The organism is Marinobacter sp. EN3, assembly GCF_000475315.1.
GTDB classification, from domain to species: Bacteria; Pseudomonadota; Gammaproteobacteria; order Pseudomonadales; family Oleiphilaceae; genus Marinobacter; species Marinobacter nauticus.
This window is the reverse complement of sequence record NZ_AXCC01000001.1, coordinates 154,032-179,952: the sequence shown is the minus strand read 5'-3', so window position 1 is coordinate 179,952 and position 25,921 is coordinate 154,032. Positions and strand designations below refer to the sequence as shown.

The 25,921-nt window shown below is 56.5% G+C and carries 25 protein-coding genes; 9 read left to right on the top strand and 16 right to left on the bottom strand.

Annotated elements, in window-relative coordinates:
- The first annotated feature begins 6 nt into the window (after nucleotides 1-6).
- The gene (locus Q675_RS20385) at nucleotides 7-423 is read left to right on the top strand and encodes a PilZ domain-containing protein (RefSeq protein ID WP_022991188.1); all 417 of its coding nucleotides are present in this window, start codon (nucleotides 7-9) and stop codon (nucleotides 421-423) included.
- A 56-nt stretch (nucleotides 424-479) separates the two neighbouring features.
- On the opposite strand, the gene Q675_RS20380 is transcribed toward Q675_RS20385, so the two are convergent.
- From Q675_RS20380 to gloB, 7 genes are all read right to left on the bottom strand, one after another.
- Nucleotides 480-1,265 carry an enoyl-ACP reductase gene (locus Q675_RS20380; RefSeq protein ID WP_022991189.1) on the bottom strand — a complete coding sequence of 262 codons (786 nt, stop codon included), beginning with the start codon at nucleotides 1,263-1,265 and terminating at the stop codon, nucleotides 480-482.
- Nucleotides 1,266-1,332: 67 nt separating this feature from the next.
- Entirely contained in the window at nucleotides 1,333-2,931 is a 1,599-nt protein-coding gene (locus Q675_RS20375; RefSeq protein ID WP_023010318.1) for an ABC transporter ATP-binding protein, read from the bottom strand.
- A 1-nt stretch (nucleotide 2,932) separates the two neighbouring features.
- Nucleotides 2,933-3,955, bottom strand: a complete 1,023-nt coding sequence (locus Q675_RS20370; protein WP_023010317.1) for an ABC transporter permease — start codon at nucleotides 3,953-3,955, stop codon at nucleotides 2,933-2,935.
- A 2-nt stretch (nucleotides 3,956-3,957) separates the two neighbouring features.
- Nucleotides 3,958-5,043, bottom strand: coding sequence for a microcin C ABC transporter permease YejB (locus Q675_RS20365; protein ID WP_023010126.1), 1,086 nt, complete (start codon nucleotides 5,041-5,043; stop codon nucleotides 3,958-3,960).
- 43 nt (nucleotides 5,044-5,086) lie between these two features.
- The gene (locus tag Q675_RS20360) at nucleotides 5,087-6,916 is read right to left on the bottom strand and encodes an extracellular solute-binding protein (protein WP_031210929.1); all 1,830 of its coding nucleotides are present in this window, start codon (nucleotides 6,914-6,916) and stop codon (nucleotides 5,087-5,089) included.
- 12 nt (nucleotides 6,917-6,928) lie between these two features.
- Nucleotides 6,929-8,671: a LysM peptidoglycan-binding domain-containing protein gene (locus tag Q675_RS20355; RefSeq protein ID WP_023010315.1), complete on the bottom strand. Its 1,743-nt coding sequence runs from the start codon at nucleotides 8,669-8,671 to the stop codon at nucleotides 6,929-6,931.
- A gap of 169 nt (nucleotides 8,672-8,840) precedes the next feature.
- Nucleotides 8,841-9,632, bottom strand: a complete 792-nt coding sequence (gene gloB, locus Q675_RS20350) for a hydroxyacylglutathione hydrolase (protein ID WP_031210927.1) — start codon at nucleotides 9,630-9,632, stop codon at nucleotides 8,841-8,843.
- A 122-nt stretch (nucleotides 9,633-9,754) separates the two neighbouring features.
- On the opposite strand from gloB, the gene Q675_RS37775 reads away from it, so the two are divergent.
- The 4 genes from Q675_RS37775 to Q675_RS20330 all read left to right on the top strand — a co-directional run bounded on the left by Q675_RS37775 (nucleotide 9,755) and on the right by Q675_RS20330 (nucleotide 13,688).
- Nucleotides 9,755-10,564, top strand: a complete 810-nt coding sequence (locus Q675_RS37775; RefSeq protein WP_081698823.1) for a class I SAM-dependent methyltransferase — start codon at nucleotides 9,755-9,757, stop codon at nucleotides 10,562-10,564.
- A complete protein-coding gene (gene rnhA / locus Q675_RS20340; RefSeq protein WP_011785020.1) occupies nucleotides 10,564-11,007 on the top strand; it encodes a ribonuclease HI in 444 nt (147 codons plus the stop codon). The genes Q675_RS37775 and rnhA overlap by 1 nt, the downstream gene beginning before the upstream one ends.
- A 53-nt stretch (nucleotides 11,008-11,060) precedes the next feature.
- The gene (gene dnaQ / locus Q675_RS20335) at nucleotides 11,061-11,771 is read left to right on the top strand and encodes a DNA polymerase III subunit epsilon (protein ID WP_023010312.1); all 711 of its coding nucleotides are present in this window, start codon (nucleotides 11,061-11,063) and stop codon (nucleotides 11,769-11,771) included.
- A 210-nt stretch (nucleotides 11,772-11,981) separates the two neighbouring features.
- Entirely contained in the window at nucleotides 11,982-13,688 is a 1,707-nt protein-coding gene (locus tag Q675_RS20330; RefSeq protein ID WP_023010311.1) for a hypothetical protein, read from the top strand.
- Between the two features lie 84 nt (nucleotides 13,689-13,772).
- Here the strand turns inward: Q675_RS20330 and Q675_RS20325 are convergent, their stop codons facing one another.
- On the bottom strand, nucleotides 13,773-14,087 hold the full coding sequence (locus Q675_RS20325; protein WP_011785017.1) for an SCP2 sterol-binding domain-containing protein: 315 nt from the start codon (nucleotides 14,085-14,087) through the stop codon (nucleotides 13,773-13,775).
- 232 nt (nucleotides 14,088-14,319) lie between these two features.
- Here Q675_RS20325 and sohB point away from each other — a divergent pair, with 232 nt between their 5' ends.
- Nucleotides 14,320-15,381 (top strand): protease SohB, encoded by a 1,062-nt coding sequence (gene sohB / locus Q675_RS20320; RefSeq protein ID WP_023010310.1) that lies wholly within the window; start codon nucleotides 14,320-14,322, stop codon nucleotides 15,379-15,381.
- A gap of 49 nt (nucleotides 15,382-15,430) precedes the next feature.
- On the opposite strand, the gene Q675_RS20315 is transcribed toward sohB, so the two are convergent.
- From Q675_RS20315 to metH, 4 genes are all read right to left on the bottom strand, one after another.
- Nucleotides 15,431-15,937: a DUF934 domain-containing protein gene (locus Q675_RS20315; RefSeq protein WP_022991198.1), complete on the bottom strand. Its 507-nt coding sequence runs from the start codon at nucleotides 15,935-15,937 to the stop codon at nucleotides 15,431-15,433.
- Entirely contained in the window at nucleotides 15,930-17,582 is a 1,653-nt protein-coding gene (locus Q675_RS20310; protein WP_023010309.1) for a nitrite/sulfite reductase, read from the bottom strand. The genes Q675_RS20315 and Q675_RS20310 overlap by 8 nt, the downstream gene beginning before the upstream one ends.
- A gap of 351 nt (nucleotides 17,583-17,933) precedes the next feature.
- Complete coding sequence (locus tag Q675_RS20305) at nucleotides 17,934-18,167, bottom strand: DUF2970 domain-containing protein (RefSeq protein WP_022991201.1); 234 nt, start codon at nucleotides 18,165-18,167, stop codon at nucleotides 17,934-17,936.
- A gap of 15 nt (nucleotides 18,168-18,182) precedes the next feature.
- A complete protein-coding gene (gene metH / locus Q675_RS20300; RefSeq protein WP_023010308.1) occupies nucleotides 18,183-21,881 on the bottom strand; it encodes a methionine synthase in 3,699 nt (1,232 codons plus the stop codon).
- Between the two features lie 238 nt (nucleotides 21,882-22,119).
- Here metH and nfuA point away from each other — a divergent pair, with 238 nt between their 5' ends.
- From nfuA to Q675_RS20285, 3 genes are all read left to right on the top strand, one after another.
- The gene (gene nfuA, locus Q675_RS20295) at nucleotides 22,120-22,707 is read left to right on the top strand and encodes a Fe-S biogenesis protein NfuA (RefSeq protein WP_011785011.1); all 588 of its coding nucleotides are present in this window, start codon (nucleotides 22,120-22,122) and stop codon (nucleotides 22,705-22,707) included.
- Nucleotides 22,708-22,890: 183 nt separating this feature from the next.
- Nucleotides 22,891-24,102, top strand: coding sequence for a DUF445 domain-containing protein (locus tag Q675_RS20290; RefSeq protein ID WP_200861785.1), 1,212 nt, complete (start codon nucleotides 22,891-22,893; stop codon nucleotides 24,100-24,102).
- A 21-nt stretch (nucleotides 24,103-24,123) separates the two neighbouring features.
- Nucleotides 24,124-24,483 carry a hypothetical protein gene (locus Q675_RS20285; protein WP_022991205.1) on the top strand — a complete coding sequence of 120 codons (360 nt, stop codon included), beginning with the start codon at nucleotides 24,124-24,126 and terminating at the stop codon, nucleotides 24,481-24,483.
- A 23-nt stretch (nucleotides 24,484-24,506) separates the two neighbouring features.
- Here Q675_RS20285 and Q675_RS20280 read toward each other — a convergent pair whose 3' ends face one another.
- From Q675_RS20280 to tusD, 4 genes are read right to left on the bottom strand one after another with little or no spacing between them, the layout of a single operon-like run.
- Complete coding sequence (locus tag Q675_RS20280; RefSeq protein ID WP_031210926.1) at nucleotides 24,507-24,833, bottom strand: TusE/DsrC/DsvC family sulfur relay protein; 327 nt, start codon at nucleotides 24,831-24,833, stop codon at nucleotides 24,507-24,509.
- Nucleotides 24,834-24,836: 3 nt separating this feature from the next.
- Nucleotides 24,837-25,124: a sulfurtransferase complex subunit TusB gene (gene tusB / locus Q675_RS20275; RefSeq protein WP_022991207.1), complete on the bottom strand. Its 288-nt coding sequence runs from the start codon at nucleotides 25,122-25,124 to the stop codon at nucleotides 24,837-24,839.
- Between the two features lie 9 nt (nucleotides 25,125-25,133).
- Entirely contained in the window at nucleotides 25,134-25,484 is a 351-nt protein-coding gene (locus Q675_RS20270) for a DsrE family protein (RefSeq protein ID WP_022991208.1), read from the bottom strand.
- Between the two features lie 2 nt (nucleotides 25,485-25,486).
- Complete coding sequence (gene tusD, locus Q675_RS20265) at nucleotides 25,487-25,897, bottom strand: sulfurtransferase complex subunit TusD (protein WP_014421414.1); 411 nt, start codon at nucleotides 25,895-25,897, stop codon at nucleotides 25,487-25,489.
- Nucleotides 25,898-25,921: the final 24 nt, after the last annotated feature.

Below are 25,921 nucleotides of genomic sequence, written 5' to 3'. Positions count from 1 at the left end.
TGAACGATGATCGATGATGATTATGGGTTCGGAATAGAGGACGAGTTGCCGTCAGGGAAAGACCTTCGGGAGGAATATCGGTTAACGGCCCGGGCTCGGGCCTGGATACTGCCGGAATCTCCGGAACCAGAGGTCGAGCCGACTACACCGGATGGCGTGTCCGGCAGACTGGAATGCCAGGTGCGTGACATATCAGCGCGTGGAATCAGTCTTTTGTGCGAGGAGTCGCTCAGTATCGGGTCGATTTTGATTGCGGAAGTAAGTCTGGGCGAACACGCACAGCACTTCCGGCTGAGTGTTGAGGTGATGTGGTGCCGCGAGGCTGAGTGGGGCTACCTGATTGGTGTCCGGGTACTTGAGTCCGATGAAACCGACTACCTGGACTGGATCGAGGCGGTTGCCAGGGCGCTATCGGAAAGCTGAACGAAAAGAGCCGGCATCGCGCCGGCTCTTTTGCTATGGCGGAAGTCAGGAACCGATCAGGCGTCCATCTCCGCCATGCCGGTGATGTTGAAACCACCGTCCACGTACAGGATTTCACCGGTGATGCCTGAGGCCAGGTCGGATGACATGAAGGCGGCGGCGTTGCCGACTTCTTCTGTGGTCACGTTACGACGCAGGGGGGCCTGCTTGGCGTTCTCGGCCAGCATGCGGCGGAAGCTCTTGATGCCTGAAGCGGCCAGGGTCTTGATCGGGCCCGCTGAGATACCGTTCACCCGGACGCCTTCCTTGCCCAGGCTGGCGGCCATATAGCGTACGTTGGCTTCGAGAGATGCCTTGGCCAGACCCATCACGTTGTAGTTCTGCAGCACCCGCTCGGCGCCCAGGTAGCTCAGGGTCAGCAGACTGCTGCCTTCGTGCATCATCTTACGCGCGCCCTTGGCGAGGGCCACGAAGCTGTATGAGCTGATATCGTGGGCAATCCGGAATCCGTCACGGGTGGTGACGTCCACGTAGTTTCCATCCAGCTCATGGGCTGGGGCATAACCAACCGCATGGATGATGATGTCGATGTTGTCCCAGTGTTTGCCCAGTTGCTCGAATACCTGGTCAATCTGCTCGTCGCTGGCGACGTCACAGGGGAAAGTCAGTTTGCTGCCCCATTGTTCCGCGAACTTCTCAACGCGGGACTGCAGTTTCTCGTTCTGATAGGTGAAGGCCATTTCGGCGCCTTCACGAGCGAAGGCCTCGGCAATGCCGTAGGCAATGGAATGTTTGCTGGCGACGCCAACAATCAGTGCTTTTTTGCCACTGAGGATTCCCATGGGTTTCTGCTCCCTGTGTTCCGTGGTTTCGGCGCATTATCCCCGACCTGTCAGGGTCGGGTAACGCTCAATTGGTCGTAGACTGATAGAAAAATGCGGCATTCAGCAGTTCCCGGGTATACGGCTGTTGTGGTTCCCGGAAAATGGCCTCTGCATCGCCGTAGTCCACAATCCGGCCTTGCCTGAGTACCAGCAGTTTGTGGCTGAGTGCGCGAACAACGGCCAGATCATGACTGATAAAGATGTAGCTTAGCCTATATCGGGCCTGAATTTCCCGTAAAAGCTCGATCACCTGCTTCTGTACCGTTCTGTCGAGGGCGGAGGTGGGTTCATCCAGAATCATCAGGTCTGGCTGGAGAACCAGCGCGCGTGCTATGGCAATACGCTGGCGCTGGCCGCCGGAGAATTCGTGTGGATACCGATGCCGTGCGTCGGGATCCAGGCCTACATCCTGAAGTGCCCGGATAACCTTGGCTTCGTGCTGCCGGGAACTGCCGGGCTCGTGGATTTCCAGGCCTTCACGGATGATTTCTTCAACGGACATCCGCGGGCTGAGGCTACCAAAGGGATCCTGGAACACAATCTGAACGCGCCGTCGCCATGGTCGGAACGCTTTCTGGGAGAGGGACGACAGCTCGGTACCGCAGAGGCTGAACTGGCCGGTGCTCGGGGTGAGTTTCAGCAAGGCGTGGCCCAGTGTGGTTTTACCACTGCCACTCTCGCCGACAACGCCGAGGGTTTCACCGGCCCGCAGCCGGAAGCTGGCATCCTGTACCGCGTGGAAGCTTTCCTTTACCTTGCCCAGCAGGGTCTTGCGAATGGGGAAATGCACATTCACGTTGTCTACGGTCATCAGGGTTTCGGTGCCGGTGGCGGCAGGCAGAGGGTGCTCCGGTGGTTCCGCTTCTATCAGTTTGCGGGTGTAGGCATGAGTGGGCGACGCGAACAGGGCTTCCGTCGCGCCTTGTTCAACCATTTTCCCGCGCTCCATGACCACCACGCTATCAGCGTACCGACGCACGATGCTCAGATCATGGGTAATAAGCAACACCGCCATGCCCAGCTTCTGTTGCAGCGATTTCAACAGCTCCAGCACCTGTTTCTGCACGGTGACATCCAGAGCCGTTGTGGGCTCATCCGCAATCAGCAGATCGGGTTCATTGGCCAGCGCCATGGCAATCATTACCCGCTGTTTTTGCCCACCCGATAATTGGTGTGGGTAGCTCGTCAGGCGGGTCTCCGGGGCCGGAATCCCGACCAGTTCCAGTAATTCCAGGCAGCGTTTACGGGCCTGGGGGCCGCGCATGCCTTTGTGTAGTTCCAGGGTCTCGCAAATCTGCTTTTCAACGGTATGCAACGGATTGAGCGAGGTCATCGGCTCCTGGAAGATCATGCTGATATGCCGGCCACGAATCTGACGCAGGCGCTTTACCGGCGCCTGCAGCAAGTCTTCGCCCTTGTAGAGGATCTGTCCGGCGGGATAATCCGCATGACGTTCATCCAGCAGCCGAAGTATCGACAGGGCAGATACCGACTTGCCGGAGCCGCTTTCGCCAACCAGCGCGAGAGTCTGGCCTTTGTCGATGCTGAATGACAGCCCGTCAACCACCCGTGGGCCGTGGTCGAAGGTGATGGACAGGTCCGAGATGGAAAGCAGGTCACTCATATCAGTTCTTTCTCGGGTCAAAGGCATCGCGAACCGCTTCTCCCACAAACACCAGCAGCGTAAGCATGACGGCCAGTGACACGAATGCGGAAATACCCAGCCAGGGTGCATGAAGGTTGGCTTTACCCTGGGCAATCAGCTCGCCCAGTGACGGTGAGCCCGAGGGCAGGCCGAACCCCAGGAAATCCAGAGACGTGAGCCCGGTTATGGCGCCGGTGAGAATAAACGGCATGAACGTGAGGGTTGCCACCATGGCGTTGGGCAGAATGTGCCGGAACATGATTCTGCGATTGTCCAGGCCGAGCGCTCTGGCGGCTTTCACATACTCGAAGTTACGGGCGCGGAGAAACTCAGCCCGCACGACATCCACCAGCCCCATCCAGCTGAACAGCAGCATGATGCCCAGCAACCACCAGAAATTGGGCTGAACAATCGAAGACAGAATGATGAGCAGGTACAACATGGGCAAACCAGACCAGATCTCGATAAAGCGCTGGCCAAACAGATCGATCTTGCCACCGTAGTAGCCCTGAAGTGCGCCAACGGCAACGCCAACGATGGAACTGGCGATGGTGAGCGTCAGGCCGAACAACACCGAAATGCGAAATCCATAGATCACCCGGGCGGCCACATCCCGACCCTGATCGTCGGTTCCCAGCCAGTTCTCGGCACTGGGCGGCGCAGGTGAGGGAACAGTCAGATCGTAGTTGATAGTGTTATAACTGAAGCGAATGGGAGGCCAGAGCATCCAGCCATTGCTTTCGATTTCGTCCGCGATGAAGTCATCGCGATAATCGGCTTCCGTGGGCAGAAACCCACCAAAAGTTTCTTCGGGCACCTGCTGAATGACGGGAAAGTACCAGTCGCCGTGGTAGGAAACTACAAGAGGTTTATCGTTGGCGATCAGTTCGGCACATAGCGAAAGGCCAAACAGCACCAGAAAAATCCCGAGACTCCAGAAACCGCGCCGGTTAGCGGTAAAGTTATTGAGTCGTCTGCGCTGAATCGGAGAGAGGGTTGCCATGATTACGCACCCTCCCGGCTTTCAAAATCGATGCGCGGATCAACAGCGACATACGTGAGGTCGCTGATCAGCTTCATCACCAGCCCCATCAGCGTCAGGATGTAGAGAGTGCCGAAAATGACCGGATAATCCCGGTTGAGGGCAGCCTCAAAACCAAGCAGGCCGAGGCCGTCCAGTGAGAAGATTACCTCAATCAACAACGACCCGGTAAAGAACAGCGCCACCAGAACGCCGGGCATACTGGCAATGACAATCAGCATGGCATTACGGAACACATGGCCGTAAAGCACCTGCTTTTCTTCCAGGCCCTTGGCTCTGGCGGTGACCACATACTGCTTGCTGATTTCGTCCAGAAACGAGTTCTTGGTCAGCAGCGTGAGGGTAGCGAACCCGCCGATCACGTTTGCGGTCACGGGCAGGGCGAGATGCCAGAAATAATCAGCAACCTTCTGGTACCAGGTCATCTGGTCAAAATCCGGCGAGGTCAGGCCCCGGAGCGGGAACAGATCGAAATAGCTACCGCCGGCAAACAATACGATCAGCAGGATGGCAAACAGGAATCCGGGAATGGCGTAGCCGACCACGATCGCAGAACTGGTCCAGACATCGAACCGGGAGCCATCTGTGACCGCCTTACGGACGCCCAGTGGAATGGACACGAGGTAGATAATCAGCGTGGACCAGAGGCCGAGTGAAATGGAGACCGGCATCTTGTCGAGAATCAGTTCGACGACGCTTCTGTCCCGGAAAAAGGAATCGCCGAAATCGAAGGTGGCATAATCGCCCAGCATTTTGAAAAAGCGTTCGTGCGCAGGCTTGTCGAAGCCGTACATGGCCTCAAGTTCTTCCAGAAGTTCGGGCGGCAGGCCCCGGGAGGCCCGGCTGTCTCCGGAACTGCTCGCCACTTCACTGCCGACATCGCCACCACCGGCGCGCGCCAGAGCGCTGCTGCCGTGGCCTTCCATCTCCGCGAGAATCTGTTCAATGGGGCCACCGGGAGCGGCCTGAACAATGACAAAATTCAACAGCATGATCCCCACCAGGGTGGGGATGATCAGGGCGAGGCGGCGGAGTATGTAAATGCCCATTCAGGGAGCAGTCCTTACTACAGCGTCGTGATAGCGAACGGTATCAGCGTTCAGTCCACCAGTTGTTAAGGTCGATGCCGTTCTTGGGCGTGTTGGCCGGGCGTTTCAGATGGTTCCAGTAGGCCACCCGATCCTTGCGCAAATGCCAGTGCGGGATCACGTAATGGCCATTCAGCAGTACACGATCCAGCGCGTGCACCCGGTGTACAAGCTCTTCCCGGTCCGGCGCCTGAATGACCATGTTGACCAGTTCATCGATGACAGGATCGCTAACGCCCATGAAATTGCGGGAGCCGGGTACATCGGCATTACTCGAGTGCCAGTAGTCCCGTTGTTCATTACCCGGAGAATCAGATTGAGGCAGCACCTGGGTGATCATGTCGAAATCAAAACTCCGAACCCGCTGAACATACTGGTTGCTGTCGACCAGGCGCACCGACACATCGATGCCCAACTTTTCAAGATTCTGTTTGAAGGGTAGAACCACTCGTTCAAAGCTTTTCTGGAACAGAAGGATCTCGAATGCCAGTGGTTTGCCGGTCTCCTGATGGACCATTTTGCCATTCTTGATCTGATACCCGGCTTCCGTCAGGAGTTTCAGTGCGGTACGCAGATTGTCCCGCAGGCTGACGCCGTTTCCGGTATCCGGTGGGACATAGGCCTCTGTGAAAACGTCGGGGCTTAGTTGATCCCGATAGGCTTCAAGAATTTCAAGCTCTCGCCCTTCAGGCAAGCCCGATGAGGCAAGATCGCTGTTCTCAAAATAGCTGCTGGTGCGAGTGTACTGGCCAAAGAACAGGTTCTGGTTGGCCCACTGGAAATCAAAACCGTAGGTCAGCGCCTCCCGAACCAGGGGATCCTGAAACACCGGCTTGCGGGTATTGAAGATAAAGCCCTGCATTCCGGTGGGGCGGTGGTGCTCAATGGCTTCTTTCTCAATATCGCCGCTCTCGAACTGACGACCGGTATAGGCAGTGGCCCAGTTCTTGGCTGAGGTCTCCTGGCGGAAGTGGAAGTTGCCCGTCTTGAATGCCTCCAGGGCGACGGTGTCGTCGTTGTAGTATTCGTAGGAAACGGTGTCGAAGTTGAATCGGCCCTTGCGTACACCCAGATCTTTGGCCCAGTAGTCGTCGACCCTCTGATAGGTAATGGAGCGGCCTGCGTCAAAAGAGGCAATCCGGTAAGGGCCACTGCCCACCGGGATGGTCAGGCCGCTGCTTTCAAACTCTCGATCCTGCCAGAAATGTTCTGGCAGGACGGGCATCTGGCCAAGAATCAGGGGCAGTTCCCGATTGTTGGTTTGCGCAAAGTCAAAGCGAATCCGGTGACTGTTTTCAATGGTCACCTTGTCTACATCCGCGTAGTAGTTGCGGTAAAACGGGTGACCTTCGGTGGTCAGAATCCGGTAGGAAAATTCCACGTCTTCAGCGGTGATTGGTTCACCGTCCTGAAAGCGGGCCTCTTTATTGAGATTGAAGATGACGAAGCTGCGGTCTTCCGGAACTTCAACGGATTCGGCAATCAGCCCGTACTCGGAAAAAGGCTCGTCGGCAGAGGACTCCAGAAGGGTATCGTACACGTAGGCGTTAATACCCGCCGCAGAGATGCCCCGGATGACAAAGGGGTTAAAACTATCGAAGCCGTTGGCAACCACAGATAACTTCAGTTCGCCGCCTTTCGGGGCCTCCGGGTTGACGTAGTCGAAGTGACTGAAATCCGCAGGGTACTTCAGTTCACCGTGCATGGCGATGCCATGCACAGGAGTGGGGTTTTCGGTGACGCCTTCATCGGCTGAGGCGAAACAGGCAGACGCTGCCAGAGCCAGCGTCGCGGTAATTCTGGTCAGCAAGGGTGCTTCTGGTTTTTTTGTCATGGTTCTCGCACGTTACGGACTGTTTCTTATGTCCACGTAGAGTACCAGACTTTGGCCGGGTTGGAGATAACGGTCCGTATTAAGATCGTTCCATGATGCGATGTCACGCACATTCACCGAAAACCGGCTGGCGATGGCGGACAGGGAGTCGCCGCTGCGAACCCGGTATCCCACCTTGCGCACCATGGCCTTGCCCCGGGTATTCGAAGCTACCATGGTCGGCTTTGAAGTTTTCGACCAGATCACCAGTTCCTTGCCTGGAATCAGGGGGTCTCCCGGTGCCATGCCATTCCAGGCAGCCACTTCCCGAACCGAAACCCGGTGCTCCCTGGCAATATCCCAGAAAGTATCGCCCCGGCGCACGGTGTACCGTACCTTGTTGCCGCTACGCTTGCGTTCCTGAGTTCGCTCCAGTCGCTGGGCCTGGCTTAGGGCATAGGCGTCGGAGCCCTTGGTGGAGGACGGAATCAGCAGTTGCTGGCCGATCCGGATCAGGTCACTGTTGAGCTTGTTGACCTGCTGAATGACCGATGGGGTAGTGGAGAACTTGCGGGCAATGGTGTTCAGGCTGTCACCTTTGCGGACTTTATAGTTCTGCCAGGATACACGCTGTTCGCTTGGGAACTCTGCAAGCGCGGTTTGGAATGCCTCGGCCTGTTGCTTGGGTACCAGCAAGCGATGGGGGCCATCCGGATTGGTTGCCCAGCGATTGTAGGACGGGTTCAGCAGATAGATTTCATCAATATCCACGCCGGCTAATTCTGCGGCCTGGGCCAGATCCAGCTGGGAGCCGGTATCCACCACTTCGAAATACGGTTCGTCTTTTAATGGTGGCAGGTCGATACCGTAGGCTTTCGGATCGTCGAAAATTTTTGCCAGGGCAATCAGTTTGGGCACATAGTGGCGCGTCTCCGTCGGTAATGTCAGAGACCAGTAATCTGTGGATTTTCCGGCGTTGCGGTTACGACGCATGGCGCTGGATACGGTCCCGCCCCCGGAATTATAAGCGGCCAGGGCCAGGGTGTAATCGCCATCGAACCGGTTGGCCAGGCGCTCCAGGTAAGTCAGGGCAGCATCGGTAGCCGCAATCACGTCCCGTCGGTCATCATGCCACCAGCTTTGGGTCAGCCCGAAGTATTTGCCGGTAGACGGGATGAACTGCCAAAGCCCGGCAGCGCGACCGTGGGAGTAGGCAAAAGGATCAAAGGCGCTTTCTACCACTGGCAACAGAGCCAGTTCGCTGGGCAGGCCGCGTTTTTCGGTTTCATTGATAATGTAATGCAGGTACCGGGAGCCTCTTTCCACCACGCGATCGATGTAACGGGGGTGGCGCACGTACCAGTCCAATTGAGCCTGTACCCTGGCATTGTCGACGGAGTGATCCATGGTGAAACCGGCGCGAAGTCGTGACCACAGATCGTCTGTTCTGGTGGATGCGTCGGATTGCCGGGCGGGATTGTCCAGTTTTTCCCGAGCTTGCTGGGCCTTGGCCTGAAGTTCCGGGGAGATGGCGTCATCTAATGGTGCCCCGCTGGCACTGTCCTCTCCATTGCCGGCAGCGACGTCAGCCTTGAGGTCCTCATCGCCCTTGGCAACAACCACTTGCTGTGAGTCCAGGGGGTCTTTTTGCTGACTCTCTTCCTCGGTCCCGAACCAGGCCGAAGGTGTATGCCAGTTTTCGGCGATCTGACTGGTACTGCAGCCGCTGAAAAGGGTTGACGCGAGAAGGATGAAGGGCAGTCGTTTTACCGGCATAAACACAGGGTTCCGGGTGGAGCCGGCGGGTATCTGTAAAAATAGCCGGCATATTTAAAAGGTTACGTTCGATAATTGCTCGAAATTCTATGGGAGCGTTTTCCGGGCGGTCAAGCTGAGCCATGTTACGGCTGTGAGATAAATTGTTAAGCAGTGACCGCCCGCACGCTCAGAAGTTATCCTTGCCGTGCCGTACGGCTGCAAAAACCGCACAATCCGAGCCGGTGGCAAGGCGGTGTGTGGTGCTGTAATTCTCGGCGGCCTCTATGACCATGGCATCATCCCACCGAAGGAATGGGTTCAGCTGTTTCTCCTGGCCAATCGTGGTAGGCACGGTTGGCTTACCCCGTTCCCGAAGATCTTTGCAGGCGTTCTCAAACTCGGCCAACGCCTTATCTTCGGGTAGCCAGTGACGGGCGAAGCGAAGGTTTGCCAAGGTGTATTCATGAGCACAGTATACTGCAGTGTTATCCGGAAGGTCCCGCAGGGTCTGGAGCGAGGTGTGCATCTGCTCCGGTGTGCCTTCGAACAGTCGTCCGCAGCCGCAGACAAACAGTGTGTCGCCGCAGAACAGAACGGGTTTGTCATTTACCTGGGTGTCGCTGTAATAGGCAATATGATCCAGGGTATGGCCGGGAACTGCCAGGACATTGAACGTGATGCCTTCCCAGACGACTTCATCGCCGGCATGAACCGTGTTTGTAGCACCCTTGAAGGGCGAATCCGTCGGGCCAACAATACGGATGCCCGGATACTGTTGCTGAAGCTCTTTCACGCCGCCGGTGTGATCCGGGTGGTGATGGGTGATCAGGATGGTGTCTGCTGAGAAACCGCTGTCACTGAGATAATCCAGCACCGGCTTTGCCTGGCCGGGATCGACTATCAGGGTCTTGCCGGACTCAAGGTTGGTAAGGCACCAGATATAGTTGTCTGAGAATGCCGGAACCGGATGAATGCGCAAGGTGGCCACCCCATGTGTTCAATGAATGTGCCTGTTATGATAATGCAACAACGGGTACAGCCCAAGGAGCGGCAGGTTGCGCGAGCAATCAAGCCTTTAGTGGATCGGGTAGGGGAGCCAGCGTGACAACCAGCGGCGTGATTGACTATTCAGCACGACATGAGAGTTTTGAGCGTTGGGTGCAGACCCACCTTGGCCGCTCCCTGCTGGCCAGCCAGAGAGCGGTACTTGATAAGGAACTGCAAGGCCTTACGGGGGCAAGACAACTTCAGGTCGGCCTGAGTCACCGATTGCCTTTGGCGAGTGGTACCGATTTTGCCCAGAAGATTATTACCTGCCCGGCCTGGCATGCCCATATGCCAGAGGGCGTGGCGGTTTGTGACGCCGACGAGCTGCCGTTTCCCGGTGATTCCATGGATCTTGTGATCCTTCATCATACGGCCGATTTCTCTCCGGATCCGCACCAGGTACTTCGCGAGTCCGCCCGTGTATTGCGAGGTGAGGGGCGCATCGCTCTGGTTGGGTTTAACCCCCTCAGTCTCTGGGGCGCACGCAGGCTGGTTTCCCGCCATCGGTTTGGCCCCTGGGGTGGTCGGTTCCTGATGCGATCACGAATGGAGGACTGGCTCAGGTTGCTGGGGTTCGAGCTGGAAAACAGTGGCACCTATTTCTGTACCCTTCCGCTGCAGCGAAAACACGGGGCATCCGGAAGACGGCAGCGTTTGGCCGCCAGTAGCCGCCCTCATTTACTGCCCACGGGCGCCTATTACTGTATCCTTGCGCGCAAACGCGAATACGCCCGGATCCGGACCAGGGCATCCTGGCGCAAGAGCAAGGTAATATCTTTGCCCGGAACGGTGGGGGTATCCAGTGGCTGTGCCAGCCATAGCTCAGGCAGGGTGGACAGGCGGAGAACAGAACAGGAGCAGTAATGGCTGGTAAGGTAGTGATGTATACCGACGGAGCTTGTAAAGGTAACCCTGGGCCCGGGGGGTGGGGTGTCGTATTGCGCTATGGCGATGCGTGCAAGACCATGCACGGTGGCGAGCTGCAGACCACGAATAACCGGATGGAACTGATGGCGGCCATTCGAGGCTTGAGGGAGCTCAAGCGCGCTTGCCAGGTGGAGCTGTATACGGACTCACAATACGTGCGCAAGGGCATTACCGAATGGATGAGCGGCTGGAAGCGCAATGGCTGGAAAACCTCGGCAAAAAAACCGGTCAAGAATGCGGATCTGTGGCAGGAGCTCGATGCTGAAACTGCCAGACACACCGTTAACTGGCATTGGGTGAAGGGTCATTCAGGGCATCCTGATAACGAGTTGGCGGATGAGTTGGCCAACCGCGGAGTCCGCGAACTGAACGGGGCCTGAACCCTGGCCCCCTGGAAAACCGATTAATGAGCAGTGAGTGAGAGCGCAGTTGCATGAGACAGATCGTACTGGATACCGAAACCACGGGTATTGATCCGAACGAAGGTCACCGCATTATCGAAATTGGTTGTGTGGAAGTGATCGAACGCGAGCTGACCGGTCGCAACTATCACGTATACATTAACCCTGAGCGGGAGGTAGAAGCGGAGGCTATCACCGTTCACGGTATCACCAACGAATTTCTGGCCGACAAGCCAAAGTTTGCGGAGGTTGCCGACGAGTTCTTTGAGTTCATCAAGGGCGCAGAGCTGGTCATCCATAACGCCGCGTTCGACGTGGGCTTCATGGACTCCGAATTCGCCCGCCTGAAACCGGTTCGGAAAACAGCAGACCACTGCGGTATTGTCGATTCACTGGCCATTGCCAGGAAAAAGCATCCGGGCCAGAAAAACAATCTCGACGCCCTGTGCAAGCGCTATGGAGTGGATAACTCCAACCGTGACCTTCACGGGGCATTGCTGGACGCCGAGATCCTGGCAGACGTCTATCTGCTGATGACCGGCGGCCAGACCGCGCTGTCCCTGGATGCCGGCTCCGGCGATGAAGGTGGCGGTGGCGGTATTCGCCGGATCTCCGGTGAGCGCGCGCCGTTGGCGGTGGTTCGGGCCACCAGTGATGAAGCCTCTGCCCATGATGAGTTCATGGCGATGATGGAGAAGCAGGCCGGCGAAACGGTGTGGTCCCGGTTGCAGGCAACAGAATGAGAACCACGTTCAGCTGTACCATTTGTTACATTCCGGCTTTCTTGAGCTACTTGAGTTTTGTGTTATAAGTAATGATAAGTTCGCCAGTTTTTTGCGAACCGTTCAGGTCTGGGCAAGGGCTGCCTCGCTGAACAGGAAGGACCTGCCCGTATGCAGGCTGCAGTTCATGAACAGGATGCGGTAGTCTCCGCAAATTAACAGGAAGCGTTTATGGTTCAATCGTCTCTGGCGACGAAATCGCAGTCGTTTGATCTGGTCAAAAGTGAAATCGAACAGACCATCAAGCAGGCAGAATCCAGCCTTGAGCGCTTTCAGGAAAACCGCGAGAGCGGGGAAGATCTGCAGAACTGTGTTGATTACCTGAACCAGCTTCGGGGAATCTTCATTCTGGTGGAGCTCCGGGGCGGAACCCTGCTTTGCCAGGAGGCGGTTAATCTCGCCAATGATGTGCCGGTTGGTGCCAACGACGACAAGAATATACTGCTGACAGCACTTAACAGCGCGCTATTCATTCTCCGCCGTTACGTCGAGTACTACCATCAGCAACGTGAAGATCATCCCGAGCTGCTGCTGCCCGTGATCAATGATCTGCGTGAAGCCCGTCGTGAGAAACCTTATCCCGAATCCTGCTTCTTTGATATCGACATCAAGGAGCGCCCGGACTTTTGCAGCGATCTGGGGCTGAGGCCCATGGATGATGCAGAGTCTGAATATGAAATCCTGGCCCGTCGCATGCGCCTGACCTTCCAGGTGGCACTGCTCGGCATTCTCCGCGAGCGCAACGAAGCGGTTAGCAAGAAGCTCATTGCCAGGGCTGCCCGTGGTCTCGCACGGCTGTGTCAGGGGGCGCCTATGGGGCAGATGTGGTGCCTGCTGGCGTTGGTCTCCGATACCATGCTGGATCGTGCCATGGGCTTTAGCAAGGCCCGCAAACGTCTGCTGATGCGAATCGAGAAATACGCGCGGGAAGTGGTGTATGTCGGCAAGGTAGCTACCGCCAAGGACGCCCCCGAATCGCTGATCAAAGATCTGGTCTATCTGCTTTACCGCAGTGGCTCAGCCAACCCTGAGGTGACGCGGGTACTCTCTGCTTATCAGCTCGGTCCTGCCGAATTCCCGGACGCACTTCTTGAGGCTCATTCCCGGCGCCTCTATGGCCCTGGCACGGACGTGCTCAAATCCCTGTCTGAAGCCTTGCAGGAAGAGCTTAATCAGCTGAAAGACAAGCTGGACATCATCGAGCGCGGAATAGAACCGGATCTGGCCGAACTTGCCTCGATTGCCGACACTCTGGAGCGCCTGGCCAATACGCTGGTGATGCTCGATCTGAACCGCCTGGCCGGTATTTCCCGTGAAGAAGCTGCCAAACTGCGTAAATGGGAAGAGGAAAACCGCCTGCCAGCGGAGGAAGAGCTCTATCGTCTGGCGGATTCCGTGCTGGGGGTAGAGGATGCCGTCATGCAGATCGTGACCCGCGGCATTACCTCAGAGACCGATGCCCTTGCTGGTGCAGACCGGAGCCGGGACGAATCCGTGTACCTGCAGGAAGCCATCTGGGTTGTGGCGGATGAGGCCCGTAGTGCGTTGACCCTTGCCAAGCGAGCGATTACAGCATTTATCGAATCCGATTACGACAAGCTTCATCTGGCCAACCTGCCGGGGACACTGCGCAGTATCTGGGGTGGCTTGCAAATGGTGGACGACCCCATCGCAGCGGACGTCATTGCCAGGGTCGCGACGTCTATTCAGGAGCGCCTGCTGGATGCGCGCGAAGCCCCTGCGTCACAGGTTCTGGAAGCGCTGGCGGATGCTCTCACCTCACTCGAGTACTACATTGAAGGCGTCGGTCGGCGGGAAGACCGGAATGTAGACCTGCTCAAGCTGGCTCAGAGTTCGCTGGATGACGTCGGTCTGTAGACGCCAGGGTGGCCTGAGTTTCTGAATGGCATAAAAAAACCTGCGGTTTGCGCAGGTTTTTTTATAGCTGGTGTTTAACCGGGCTCAGCCCATGTTGAACAGTTCACCCAGCTTGGTTGCCAGCATCATGTCGCCTTCGGCGCGCAGCTGGCCAGCCATGAACGCCTGCATGCCGTCAGTCTCGCCAGAGACAATACCCTGCAGGGTTTCAGAGTTCATGATCAGGGTAACAGAAGGATCGTCGTGTGCGCCTTCGTGCAGCTTGCAGGTGCCGTCATTGATCACGAGGTGGTAAGTCTTGTCGTCTTCGATGTCGAACTGGAATACCAGGTCCAGGCCCTGTGCTGCGTCTGCGTTGAAGTTCTGTTCGAGTTTTTCAAATACCTGAGCTACAGACATTGTTTTACCCTTTTTGATGGTTGTCTTGTCATGGTGGTGACGACTAGTGATCCCTGGCAGAGGCAGCCTGTACAGCAGCCGGGGTAGCGCCAACCTCGCAATCCGACTTTATGGTTAGAGCCGGTTCGTGTCAAGCTTGATCGAACGCTTGTTTTAATTTTATCGCGGGCTTATCAGGCCTGTGCCGAGGCGGTACACTTCGGGGTTTGCAAATACGTGTGGAGACTGCATTTTGGAATTTCTGACCGAATACGGCCTGTTCCTCGCCAAGGTGGCGACTTTCGTGGTGGCGGCGATTGTGCTCGTGTCCATCATTGTCTCGGCAACCCAGAAAGACCGGGACGATCACGAAGGTGAGGGTGAGCTGAAAATACGCAAGCTGAACGATCAGTATCGCCGGCTCAGAGAGTCAATCCAGGCCAGGTTGATGACAGACCAGGAACGAAAGGCCTGGCAGAAGAAAAAGAAAAAAGAGGACAAGGCTGAAAAGAAAGCGACGAAAAAGCAGCCAGAACCTGACGCTACCGAAGAGAAAACGGCGCGTGTTTACGTGCTTGATTTCGATGGTGACATTAAAGCCAGCGATACCGATACCCTGCGGCGTTCAGTGTCGGCGGTTCTGAGTGTTGCCAATCCGGAAACGGACGAAGTGGTTATCCGCCTGGAGAGCGGCGGTGGTCTGGTTCATGCCTATGGGCTGGCGGCAGCCCAGCTGGACCGGATTCGCAGCAAGGGCATCAAGTTGACCGCCTGCGTCGACAAGGTTGCGGCCAGCGGCGGCTATATGATGGCCTGCGTGGCTGATCGCATTATTGCTTCGCCGTTTGCCGTGCTCGGTTCCATCGGGGTGGTGGCGCAACTCCCGAACTTCCACCGGTTCCTGAAAAAGAACGACGTTGACTTTGAGGTGCTCACCGCGGGTGAACACAAGCGAACGCTGACAATCTTTGGTGAGAATACCGATAAGGGACGCCAGAAATTCCTCGAGGACCTGGAGGATACCCATGTCCTGTTCAAGGAGTATGTGAGTGAGCGGCGTCCGGATCTGGATATTCAGGCGGTTGCCAATGGAGATATCTGGTTCGGCAAGCGCGCTCTGGACGTGAAGCTGATCGATGAGATCAAAACGTCTGACGAATACCTGATTGAGGCTTGTGAGCGGGGAGACGTGATCTCAGTGTCTTTCCAGCGCAAACGTACACTGCCGGAAAAGCTCGGTTTGGCTACCAGCGCGGCGCTCGAACATACCGTCTGGAAAGTGTTGAGTGCGTTTCGGAATCAAAAAATGCAGTAAACCAGAACTGAACACCAGCGCATGACGACTCATGCGCTGGTGATTGGTCTCAGGAGGCCCGGCGGCGGAACAGGGGCTGGTCCGTGTCGGTCGCAGCCTGGTAGGTCTGGGTGAAGAAGCTCAGGCACTTCGGTGCCTTTGCAATGTCCTTGTCAGCGCGCAGTACGTAGCTGTCAAAGCCACAGCGCTTCATGAACTGAAGCTGGTCAAGCAGCACATCGCCAATGGCTCGCAGCTCGCCGCGGTACCCGAACCGTTCACGTAGCAAACGGCCAATGCTGTAACCACGGCCATCGACAAAGCGCGGGAAATTCACCGCGATCAGTGGCAATTCATTCACTTTCTCGCCAAGCAATTCCGGCTCATCGTGGCTGTCAAACCAGACACCCACTGAGGGCTTTGCGGCAAAGTGCTCATGGCCGGCCAGCCACAGATCTGCCGGAATCAAGACCGGCTTATCTTCAGGAATATCCATGGATTCACCCGCCGCAGGGCGGGGCACCACAACCCAGTCGTCATTACGAATCGTGCCGTCAGCGGCAATTACATCAGGCATATACCCGCTCCTTGAAAGGATCCAGACCGACCCGGCGATAGGTGTCCAGGAAGGTTTCCTCTTCCGTCCGGTTTTCTACGTAAACATTGATCAGCTTGGCGATGACCTCTGGCATTTCCTCACGAGCGAAGGACGGCCCAAGAATCTTGCCGATGGTGGCGTCGTGGTGTGACGATCCACCCAGGCTGATCTGATAGAACTCTTCGCCTTTCTTGTCGACGCCCAGAACACCAATATTGCCCACGTGGTGGTGGCCACAGGCGTTCATGCAGCCTGAAATGTTCAGGTCGATGGGGCCGAGGTCGTACAGGAAGTCCAGGTCATCAAAACGACGCTGGATTGCTTCCGCCACAGGAATCGACTTGGCGTTGGCCAGGGCGCAGAAATCGCCGCCGGGGCAGCAGATAACGTCGTTCAGTGTGTTCAGGTTCGCCGTTGCGAAGCCCAAAGGCACAAGCTTTTGCCAGAGCTCAAACAGTCGATCCTGGCGGACGTCTGCCAGTACCACATTCTGCTCGTGAGTGGCCCGGGCTTCACCGTAGCTGTACTCATCCGCAAGGTCGGCAATCTGCTCCAACTGGAAGTCGGTGACATCCCCCGGGGGCGTGCCGGTCTTCTTGAGCGTCAGGGTTACAATGGCGTAGCCCGGCTTTTTGTGACTGTTGACGTTGTGGGTCAACCACTTGTCAAATTCACGGTTCTCGAAGCGCTGCGTCGCCAGCAGGTCGGTAGCATTGTCCAGTGCATCATACGCCGGCTCGGTAAAGTAGCCCTGGAATTTGCTCACCACCTCCGGTGTCAGCCGGGAAGGTGAGTCTTTGATGTGGGCCCACTCCGCTTCAACTTTTTCGGCAAAGCCCTCGGGGCTCAGCGCCTTGACCAGAATCTTGATGCGCGCCTTGAACTTGTTGTCCCGGCGGCCGTAACGGTTGTAAACCCGGACAATGGCTTCCAGGTAAGTCAGCAGATCCAGTTCCGGCAGGAAATCGCGGATGACCGGGCCAACCATGGGGGTACGACCAAGTCCGCCGCCAACGTGAACCCGGAAGCCAAGTTCTCCCTGGTCATTGCGTACCAGCTGCAAGCCAATGTCATGCACCCGGATAGCTGCGCGATCCGTGTGTTCGGAGGCATTCACGGCAATCTTGAATTTACGTGGTAAAAACGCAAACTCCGGATGGAACGTCGACCACTGGCGAATAATCTCGCAATAGGTGCGTGGATCAGCGATTTCGTCCACCTGGACACCGGAGAACGGGTCCGTGGTGGTGTTCCGGATGCAGTTACCGCTGGTCTGATTTGCGTGCATTTCCACTTCCGCCAGCTCAGCCAGAATATCGGGCACGTCTTCCAGGTTCGGCCAGTTCAGCTGGATGTTGGTGCGGGTGGTGAAATGGGCGTAGCCTTTATCATAGTCCCGGGTTACGCGTGCCAAGCGGCGAAGCTGCTCGGAGCGAAGCATGCCGTAAGGGATACAGATACGGAGCATGGGTGCGAGACGCTGAACATAAAGCCCGTTCTGCAGTCGAAGTGGAAGAAATTCCTCTTCAGCCAGCTCGCCGGCAAGGGCGCGCTCGGTCTGGTCGCGGAATTGGGCAACACGCTCTGCGGCTATCTGCCGGTCGTGCTCATCATAAACGTACATAGTGGAACGTCCTGCCTGCTACATCAGAAGAGCTCAAATTTCCGGCCGGGTTTCATGGACCGGGCCTTATTCCTGCGAGGCAGGATACCATCGTGTTTTTATTCTCAAAATGATTATTTCAACATAACATTATCGATTCAGGTGATAAGTGATCGAACCCGGGACTGGACGAATGTCAATTTGCTGCTTTACTTGAACGGGAAAGTCAGAAAAACAACAACTTCGAATACGAAGGAGGAAATGCCATGAAAAAGTCCGTGCGATCAGACAGCCAGGCCGACGCGGTGGCCGCGGTATTGCTCGTGTTACTGGCAGTTGCCTTTGCGGTGGTTTGGGTGTCCGGGCAGTAGCTTATTGCCCGGCCAGCACCAGTTTAACCACGATGATCAGCCCGCCTACAAACGCGACGGTAAACAGAACGCCGGCAATGATGTAGGGCAGTGGGCTGTGGTGTGAAAAGTCTTCCTGGCGGCGCTTGTCGGACTGCACACCGAATGCGCCTGCCAGAATGCTCTGCATGATTTTCAGAACCCCCGGGCTGCGGGGGCGTTGGTCGTTATTGTTGTTATCGGTCACGTCATTCATGGAATCCGCCTCAGGTTATTCCGCCGGATCGTACGCCAGGCTTGGCATCAACCAGCGTTCGGCCTCGGCTTTGGTCAGGCCTTTGCGTTCAGCATAGTCCTCAACCTGATCAACGCCAATTTTGCCAACGGCAAAGTACTTGGCTTCCGGGTGGGCGAAGTACCAACCGGAGACTGCTGCGGTTGGATACATAGCAAAATGCTCCGTTAGCTGCAGGCTGGTGTTGGCGGTGGCGTCCAGCAATTTGAACAGGGTGGCCTTTTCAGTGTGGTCCGGGCAGGCGGGATAGCCGGGGGCCGGACGGATACCACGATAGCGTTCCTTGATCAGGTCCTCGTTGGCCATCTGCTCGTCGGTGGCATAACCCCAGAACTCCTTGCGCACTCGCTCATGCATGCGCTCGGCAAAGGCTTCGGCCAGTCGGTCTGCCAGGGCCTGGACCATAATGGCGCTGTAGTCATCGTGGGCGTTCTTGAACTCTGTGGTCAGTTCGTCAACGCCGATGCCAGTGGTCACCGCAAAGCCGCCCACGTAATCGCCCAGATGCAGACTCTCCGGCGCCACGAAGTCGGACAGTGCCATCATTGGCTTGCCCGGAGCCTTCTCATCCTGCTGGCGCAGGTGGTGCAGGGTGGTCAGCTCTTCGGTTCGGGACTCATCGGTGTACACCACAATGTCATCACCCCGGCGATTGGCGGGCCAGAACCCGATAACGCCTCTTGCCGAGATCCGCTTGTCCCCGATCATCTGTTTCAGCAGTTTCTGGGCATCGTCAAACAGGGTGCGGGCGGCTTCGCCACGCTTCGGGTCGTCAAAAATAGCCGGGTATTTGCCGGCGATGTCCCAGGAAATAAAGAACGGTGTCCAGTCGATGTAGTCCACCAGTTCGTTCAGATCATAGTCTTCGAATACCCGGACACCGGTAAAAGCCGGCTTGGGTGGCTGGTAGTTCTCGAAATCGATTTCCGGTGCACGAGCACGGGCTTCTTTCAGCGACACCAGTTTGGTGCGGTCGCCACGGTTCTTCCGGCGTTCACGGATTTCATCATATTCGGTGCGGGCTGCTTCCACGAAAGCCGGCTTGGCGGTTTTGCTCAACAGCTGGGAAGCCACGTTCACACAGCGGGAGGCATCAGACACGTAGAGGGCAATGTCATTCTTGTACTGGGGCTCGATTTTTACGGCGGTGTGGGCTTTGGAGGTGGTGGCGCCGCCAATCATCAGCGGGATATTGAAGTCCAGCCGCTGCATTTCCCGGGCCACGTGCACCATCTCATCGAGTGACGGTGTGATCAGGCCGCTCAGGCCGATCATGTCGACATTTTCTTTTCGGGCCGTTTCCAGGATTTTTTCACAGGGCACCATCACTCCAAGGTCGATCACCTCGTAGTTGTTGCACTGCAGGACAACGCCAACAATGTTTTTGCCAATGTCGTGTACGTCGCCCTTGACCGTGGCCATCAGGATCTTGCCCTTGGCCTGCTGGTCTTCAGTCTTCTCTGCTTCGATGTAGGGAATCAGGTGCGCCACGGCCTGCTTCATTACCCGGGCGCTCTTGACCACCTGGGGCAGGAACATCTTGCCGTCACCGAACAGATCGCCGACCACGTTCATGCCAGCCATCAGCGGACCTTCGATCACTTCAATGGGATGGCTGGCGTTCTGCCGGCAGGCTTCCGTGTCGTCAATAATGTAACTGGTAATGCCTTTAACCAGGGCATGCTCCAGGCGCTTCTCAACGGGCCACTCACGCCAGGCAAGATCTTCTTCTTTGGCCTGGCCGCCTTTACCTTTGAACTTTTCGGCGGCTTCAAGCAGGCGATCGGTGGAGTCATCCCGGCGGTTCAGAACCACGTCTTCCACCAGTTCCTTCAGATCCGGCTCGATCTCGTCGTAGATCACCAGTTGGCCGGGATTCACGATGCCCATATTCATGCCGGCCTTGACCGCGTGATACAGGAAGACAGAGTGAATGGCCTCACGTACCGCATCGTTGCCGCGGAACGAGAACGACACGTTACTGACGCCCCCGGAGATAGAGGCGTGGGGGCAATGCTCCCGGATCCAGCGTGTGGCGTTGATAAAGTCCACCGCGTAGTTGTTATGCTCTTCAATGCCGGTGGCAATGGCAAAGATGTTGGGGTCAAAGATAATGTCGGCCGGGTTGAAGCCGATGCCGGTCAGCACATCATAGGAGCGTTTGCAGATTTCAGTCTTGCGTTCGAAGGTATCGGCCTGGCCGTCTTCGTCAAAGGCCATCACCACCACCGCAGCGCCGTAGCGCATGCAGTCCCTGGCACGTTTGATGAACTCCTCTTCACCTTCTTTCAGGCTGATGGAGTTCACCACGGCCTTGCCCTGAATACAGCGCAGACCTGCTTCGATCACATCCCACTTGGACGAGTCGATCATGACGGGTACGCGGGAAATGTCCGGTTCAGAGGCCACCAGGTTCAGGAACGTAACCATCACCTCCCTGGAATCCAACATGCCCTCGTCCATGTTGATATCGATGATCTGCGCACCGTTCTCAACCTGATCCCGGGCAACGCTCAGGGCTTCCTCATACTGTTCTTCCTTGATCAGCCGCAGGAAGCGCTTGGAGCCGGTTACGTTGGTGCGTTCACCCACGTTGATGAACAGAGTGTTTTCGTCACCGGTAAACGGTTCCAGGCCGGAGAGTCTGAGTGCTTTCGGGCGTTCAGGAATCTGTCGGGGCGGATACTTGGCCACTGCCTTGGCGATGGCTTCAATATGATCCGGGCGCGAGCCGCAACAGCCGCCGATGATGTTCAGAAAGCCGTCTTTGGCAAAGCCTTCAATGATCTCGGCCATTTCCTCCGGGGTCTGGTCGTATTCACCAAACTCGTTGGGCAGCCCGGCGTTGGGGTGGGCTGATACATAGGTTTCGGCCTTGTTCGACAGTTCTTCCACATAAGGCCGCAGCGCGTCCGCGCCCAGTGCACAGTTCAGGCCCACGGAAATCGGTTTAGCGTGGGCAACCGAGTTGTAGAAGGCTTCAGTGGTTTGGCCGGACAGGGTTCGGCCAGAGGCGTCGGTGATGGTGCCGGAAATCATGATCGGCAGCTCAATACCACTGTCTATAAAGAACTGCTGAGTTGCGTAGATTGCTGCTTTGGCGTTCAGGGTGTCGAAAACAGTTTCAATGAGAATAAGGTCTGAACCACCTTCAACCAGGCCGGAAACTGCCTCGTAGTAATTGTCGACCAGAGTCTGGAAATCCACGTTCCGGTAACCGGGATTGTTCACATCCGGTGAAATAGAAGCGGTGCGTGAGGTGGGACCCACGGCACCGGCTACAAAACGTGGCTTTTGGGGATTCCTCGCGGTGAACTCGTCGGCGATTTCCCGTGCCAGCTTTGCCGCAGCTACGTTCAACTCCCGTGCCAGCGATTCCAGGCCATAGTCGGCCTGCGACAGCTTGGTGGAGTTGAAGGTGTTGGTCTCGATAATGTCGGCGCCCGCGTCCAGGTACTCTGCATGGATGTTGCGGAGCAGGGCAGGCTGGGTAAGGTTCAGCAGGTCATTGTTGCCCTGAACTTCCCGTTCGTAATCCTTGAATCGATCGCCCCGGAATGCGGCCTCATCCAGTTTCTGGTTCTGGATCATGGTGCCCATGCCACCATCAAGAATGACAATCCGCTCCTTGAGGGCTTGGTGCATCTGTTCCAGGCGTGTATTGCGATCGGTCATAGAAAACTCTTCCGGGTGTCGTTATTAACGTTGTGTTTTACGTTTTGGCGCGGGATCATAGCAAAAATGCTGAAAGGCGTCTTAGTACGGATGATCATTATCAAGTTCCGTTTTGCCTGTCCGCCGTTGGGATAAGGGAAATTGATTACCCCATTAATGCCCGACTATTTTACTTGGTCTTTTATGTTCCGGCGATCTCTCATAAAATGTCAGTCACACTTGATAACAGGTAGGAAGCATGGCTCTGGTAACTGTGACTGATTCCGCAAGGGATTATCTTGCGCAACTGATTGAAAAGCAGGACGTTGAAGGTATGGGCGTACGCATTTTCGTGACCCAGCCCGGCACCCGCAACGCAGAGACCTGTCTGGCATACTGTCCGCCCAATGAAGTTGTGCCAACCGATGAGCAGGTCAACCTGGAGAAGTTTACTCTGTATCTGGACCATAATTCGGTGCCGTTCCTGGAAGACGCCTATGTCGATTACTCCAAGGATCAGATGGGCGGACAACTGACCATCAAGGCGCCTAATGCCAAGGTGCCGCAGGTGGCTGATGATGCGCCCCTGCCGGAGCGTGTGAACTACGTGCTGGCCTCTGAAATCAATCCCAACCTGGCAGCTCATGGCGGTGATGTTTCGCTGGTTGAGATTGTTGACGAATCGGTTGCGGTGTTGCGCTTTGGTGGCGGGTGCCAGGGCTGCTCTGCGGTCAGCCTGACGCTGAAGCAGGGTGTCGAGAAGACTCTGAAGGAACGCGTACCAGAAATCTCCGCGGTGCGTGATGTGACAGACCACTCGAATACCGAAAACGCTTACTATCAGTAAGTTGCACCCTTCCTCCGGCAGTCGCCCCTTCTCTGGCGGCTGCCAGAAACACCCGCCTTGCCTGGCTACACGGCCAATGGCCTGTTAAGCGCGATACTTCATTATCGGTCACATAAACAGAATCAAAGCCCGGGTATTATCCGTGCCGTGTGAGCGAATGCTTTTTCTATTTCGGGGTAACGCTTGACTGACCTTGCTCTTGTGTCCGTGCCTGTAATGGCTGCCGTGGTGGGATGGTTCACTAACTGGCTCGCCATTCAGATGTCCTTTCATCCTGTCCGGTTCATCGGCGTTGGGGTTATTGGTTGGCAAGGGGTGATTCCGCGCAAGGCCGAGAAAATGGCCCACATCTGTATTGATCGCACCCTGCAGAAGTTTGGCGACCTGAATTCTGTGTACCAGAAGCTGGAGCCCAACCGCATTGTGGAACAGGTGGTGGCTCAGGTGACGCCCCGCATGGATGAGTACATTGACGAGGTCATGTACGAAATCCAGCCGGTACTCTGGGATAACCTGCCATTGTTTGTTCGTGCCCGGATTTATCAGTGGGCGCGGCAACAGTTACCGAATCGGGTAGAGGAGCTGGTTGAGGATTTTGGTGACGATCTGGATGAGCTGGTCGACCTCAAGGCGCTGTTGAGTCGGGAGCTTCAGAGCCACCCGGATTTGATGAATCGTATCTTCCAGCAGGCCGGCGCGGTTGAACTCAGATCCGTCATCAATCGGGGCGCGATTATCGGTGCCTTGATGGGCGCAGTGCTGGCGCCGGTTTCGGTGTTCTACCCCCAGCCCTGGTTACTGCCGGTGGGCGGTTTTTTCATTGGCTTTATCACTAACTGGATTGCCATAAACCTGATCTTTGCACCGGTGCGCCCGCGCCGGGTATTGTTCTGGCAGTTGCAGGGGCTGTTCCTGCGTCGGCAGGATGAAATCAGCGATATCTGGGCGCGCCTGGTGGCGGAGGAATTGATCACGGTGGAGAAAGTCGCCGATGCCATGATCAACGGTCAGCATGGTGACCGTACCCGCGCCATCATCCAGAAACACCTGCGCCCCATGCTCGACAATTCCATGGTCATGAAGCTGGCGGCCCAGGTGTCTGTGGGCATGACCGGTTACACCGAGCTCAAGCGCGTGATGAATCAGAAAGCGGTGCTGGCCACGCGGGATGTATTCAGTGATCCCGCTTTCAATCGTGAGCGTGCACCAGTCGTCGCGGGGGTGCTGGCCAGCCAGATGAAGGCCCTGCGTCCGGAAGAATTCCAGGACATACTTAGGCCGGCGTTCCGGGAGGAAGAAATTCAGCTGATGTTCGTGGGTGGCTTGTTTGGTGCCGTGGCCGGGCTCGTTCAGTTTCTTGCCATGACCGGCTTGCCCCAGGCCATTCTGGGCTGAGTACACCAGGGAGAATAGCGTATGCCAGTTTGGGCACAGATACTCACACAGGTTTTGCTGACAGCGGCCACCGTAACGGCCGTTCTCTTCGGTTTCTGGTTCTGGGTGGTAAAACCATGGCTGGCTGAGCGCATCCAGGAATTGATCGACACCGCCAATGAGATTGAGCCGAAGGTCACGAGTGGCGTTCAGAAGGGCGTTGCAGAATCTATCCGGCAGATACCCCAAAGCGCCTGGGACGGTGCAACCCGTGAATCCACTCGCCAGTTCCTCAAGTTTGGCTCGAACCTGTTTGAAAATGGGCTGAGCACCTTTCTGGGTGCCGCTGCCGAAGAGCAGCAAGCGGCCCGGGCACGGTCAGCCGAAAAGCGGGACAGATAACCGCGGCTCTATCAGCCTCGGGTTCAGAGGCAGTTCGTAGGGCGAGGCAGACCAGCTATCCGGCAGGCCGTTTTGGCGGGTGTTCCGGGGAACAGTGTCATCAGGTAGATACTGTCGCCTTTCTCGTCCCCCAGCGCTTCTCTTACGGCCTTTACGAACAACCGGTTCGACGGTGGCGACATCTCATGCTGTTTATAAAAATCCCTTAAAAAGTATATGATTTCCCAGTGTTTTTCCGTTAACTCAATGTCGTCTTCCTGAGCGATTTCCTGGGCTACCTCATTGGTCCAGGTGGCCGCGTCCTCCAGAAAACCTTCGTTGTTTCTCACAGGCGAATTAGAAGCACTCATGGTTTACCAGTTGATGATTCGTGAATGATTGACGGTCAGCTGCACAAAACCGGCGTAGTCGACCAGTTGCTCCGCGGGGACGCGGTTAGCCACGGCGCGCGCATTCGCGTCTGTCTCCAGGCCATAAGACGCCCCTGGCAGCTGTCTTTCCCGATCAAGCAGTGCGAGCACCGCATCCTCAATCAGCAGTAGCGTGTCACCCTGCTGAACAGATGCCAGACAATGCCGGAACCTGGCGTGTTCCGGAGCCTTGTTGATGATGTGCAGGGTAGTGTTGACGTTCTCAGGCATGACAGGGTCCTATCCGGCAAAAACGACGCGGCTATACTGGCCCAGGGTTTCGGAAATTGACTCCGCTGCCGTAGTCCCTGGCAGTAAATCGCTGGTCTCCAGCCCGTACTTCGCGCAAGCCCGGGAATCCACCAGTATCTGTTCAACGCCGAACAGGGCGGCCGCAGCGAGATTCTTCTCCACAGATTTCTGGCCGACGGCGTCGGCGGCCTGGCCTTTGCACAGCCAGTTGACGCCAGCCCCCAGAAACAGCATGGCGGCGGGCTGGTCGAAGGCTGCCAGGGAGAAGGTCATGTCCAGCGCTTCTCGTCCAGTCCACGAGCCATAGGGTGGCTGATCGATCACAATCAGGGTGGTCATGGTCAGTGTGCCCCGTGAAAATAAAGAACCCGGTTGGACTTCAGGTTACCCTCTACCCATTCGCCAAGACCGGCAATCTCGAAGGGTGCCCTGAGATTGCTGGCGGTCAGTTCGTAACGGGCCTGTTCGGTCTTATCGACAATGCCACGGCGCAGGGCTGAAGCAATGCAGGCGACCGCTGCGATGTTGTTCCCGGAAAGAAATTCAGACCACAGTCGCGGCCAGTGTTGCTCATCGGAGGGAGGAGCGCTCAGGGCCGACGCCAGGTGTACGCCATCACCATACAGGAACACCCGGTCGATACGGTGGCCCGCTTTCAGCAGGGCCTGAGCGAATGACAGGGCAGTCTGGGGCGCCTGTGTTGCCCAGGGGGCACCGGTAATCACGAGTGTGTAACTGAGTGGCTGAGGCATGGAACTGGATGCTGACTGATGGAA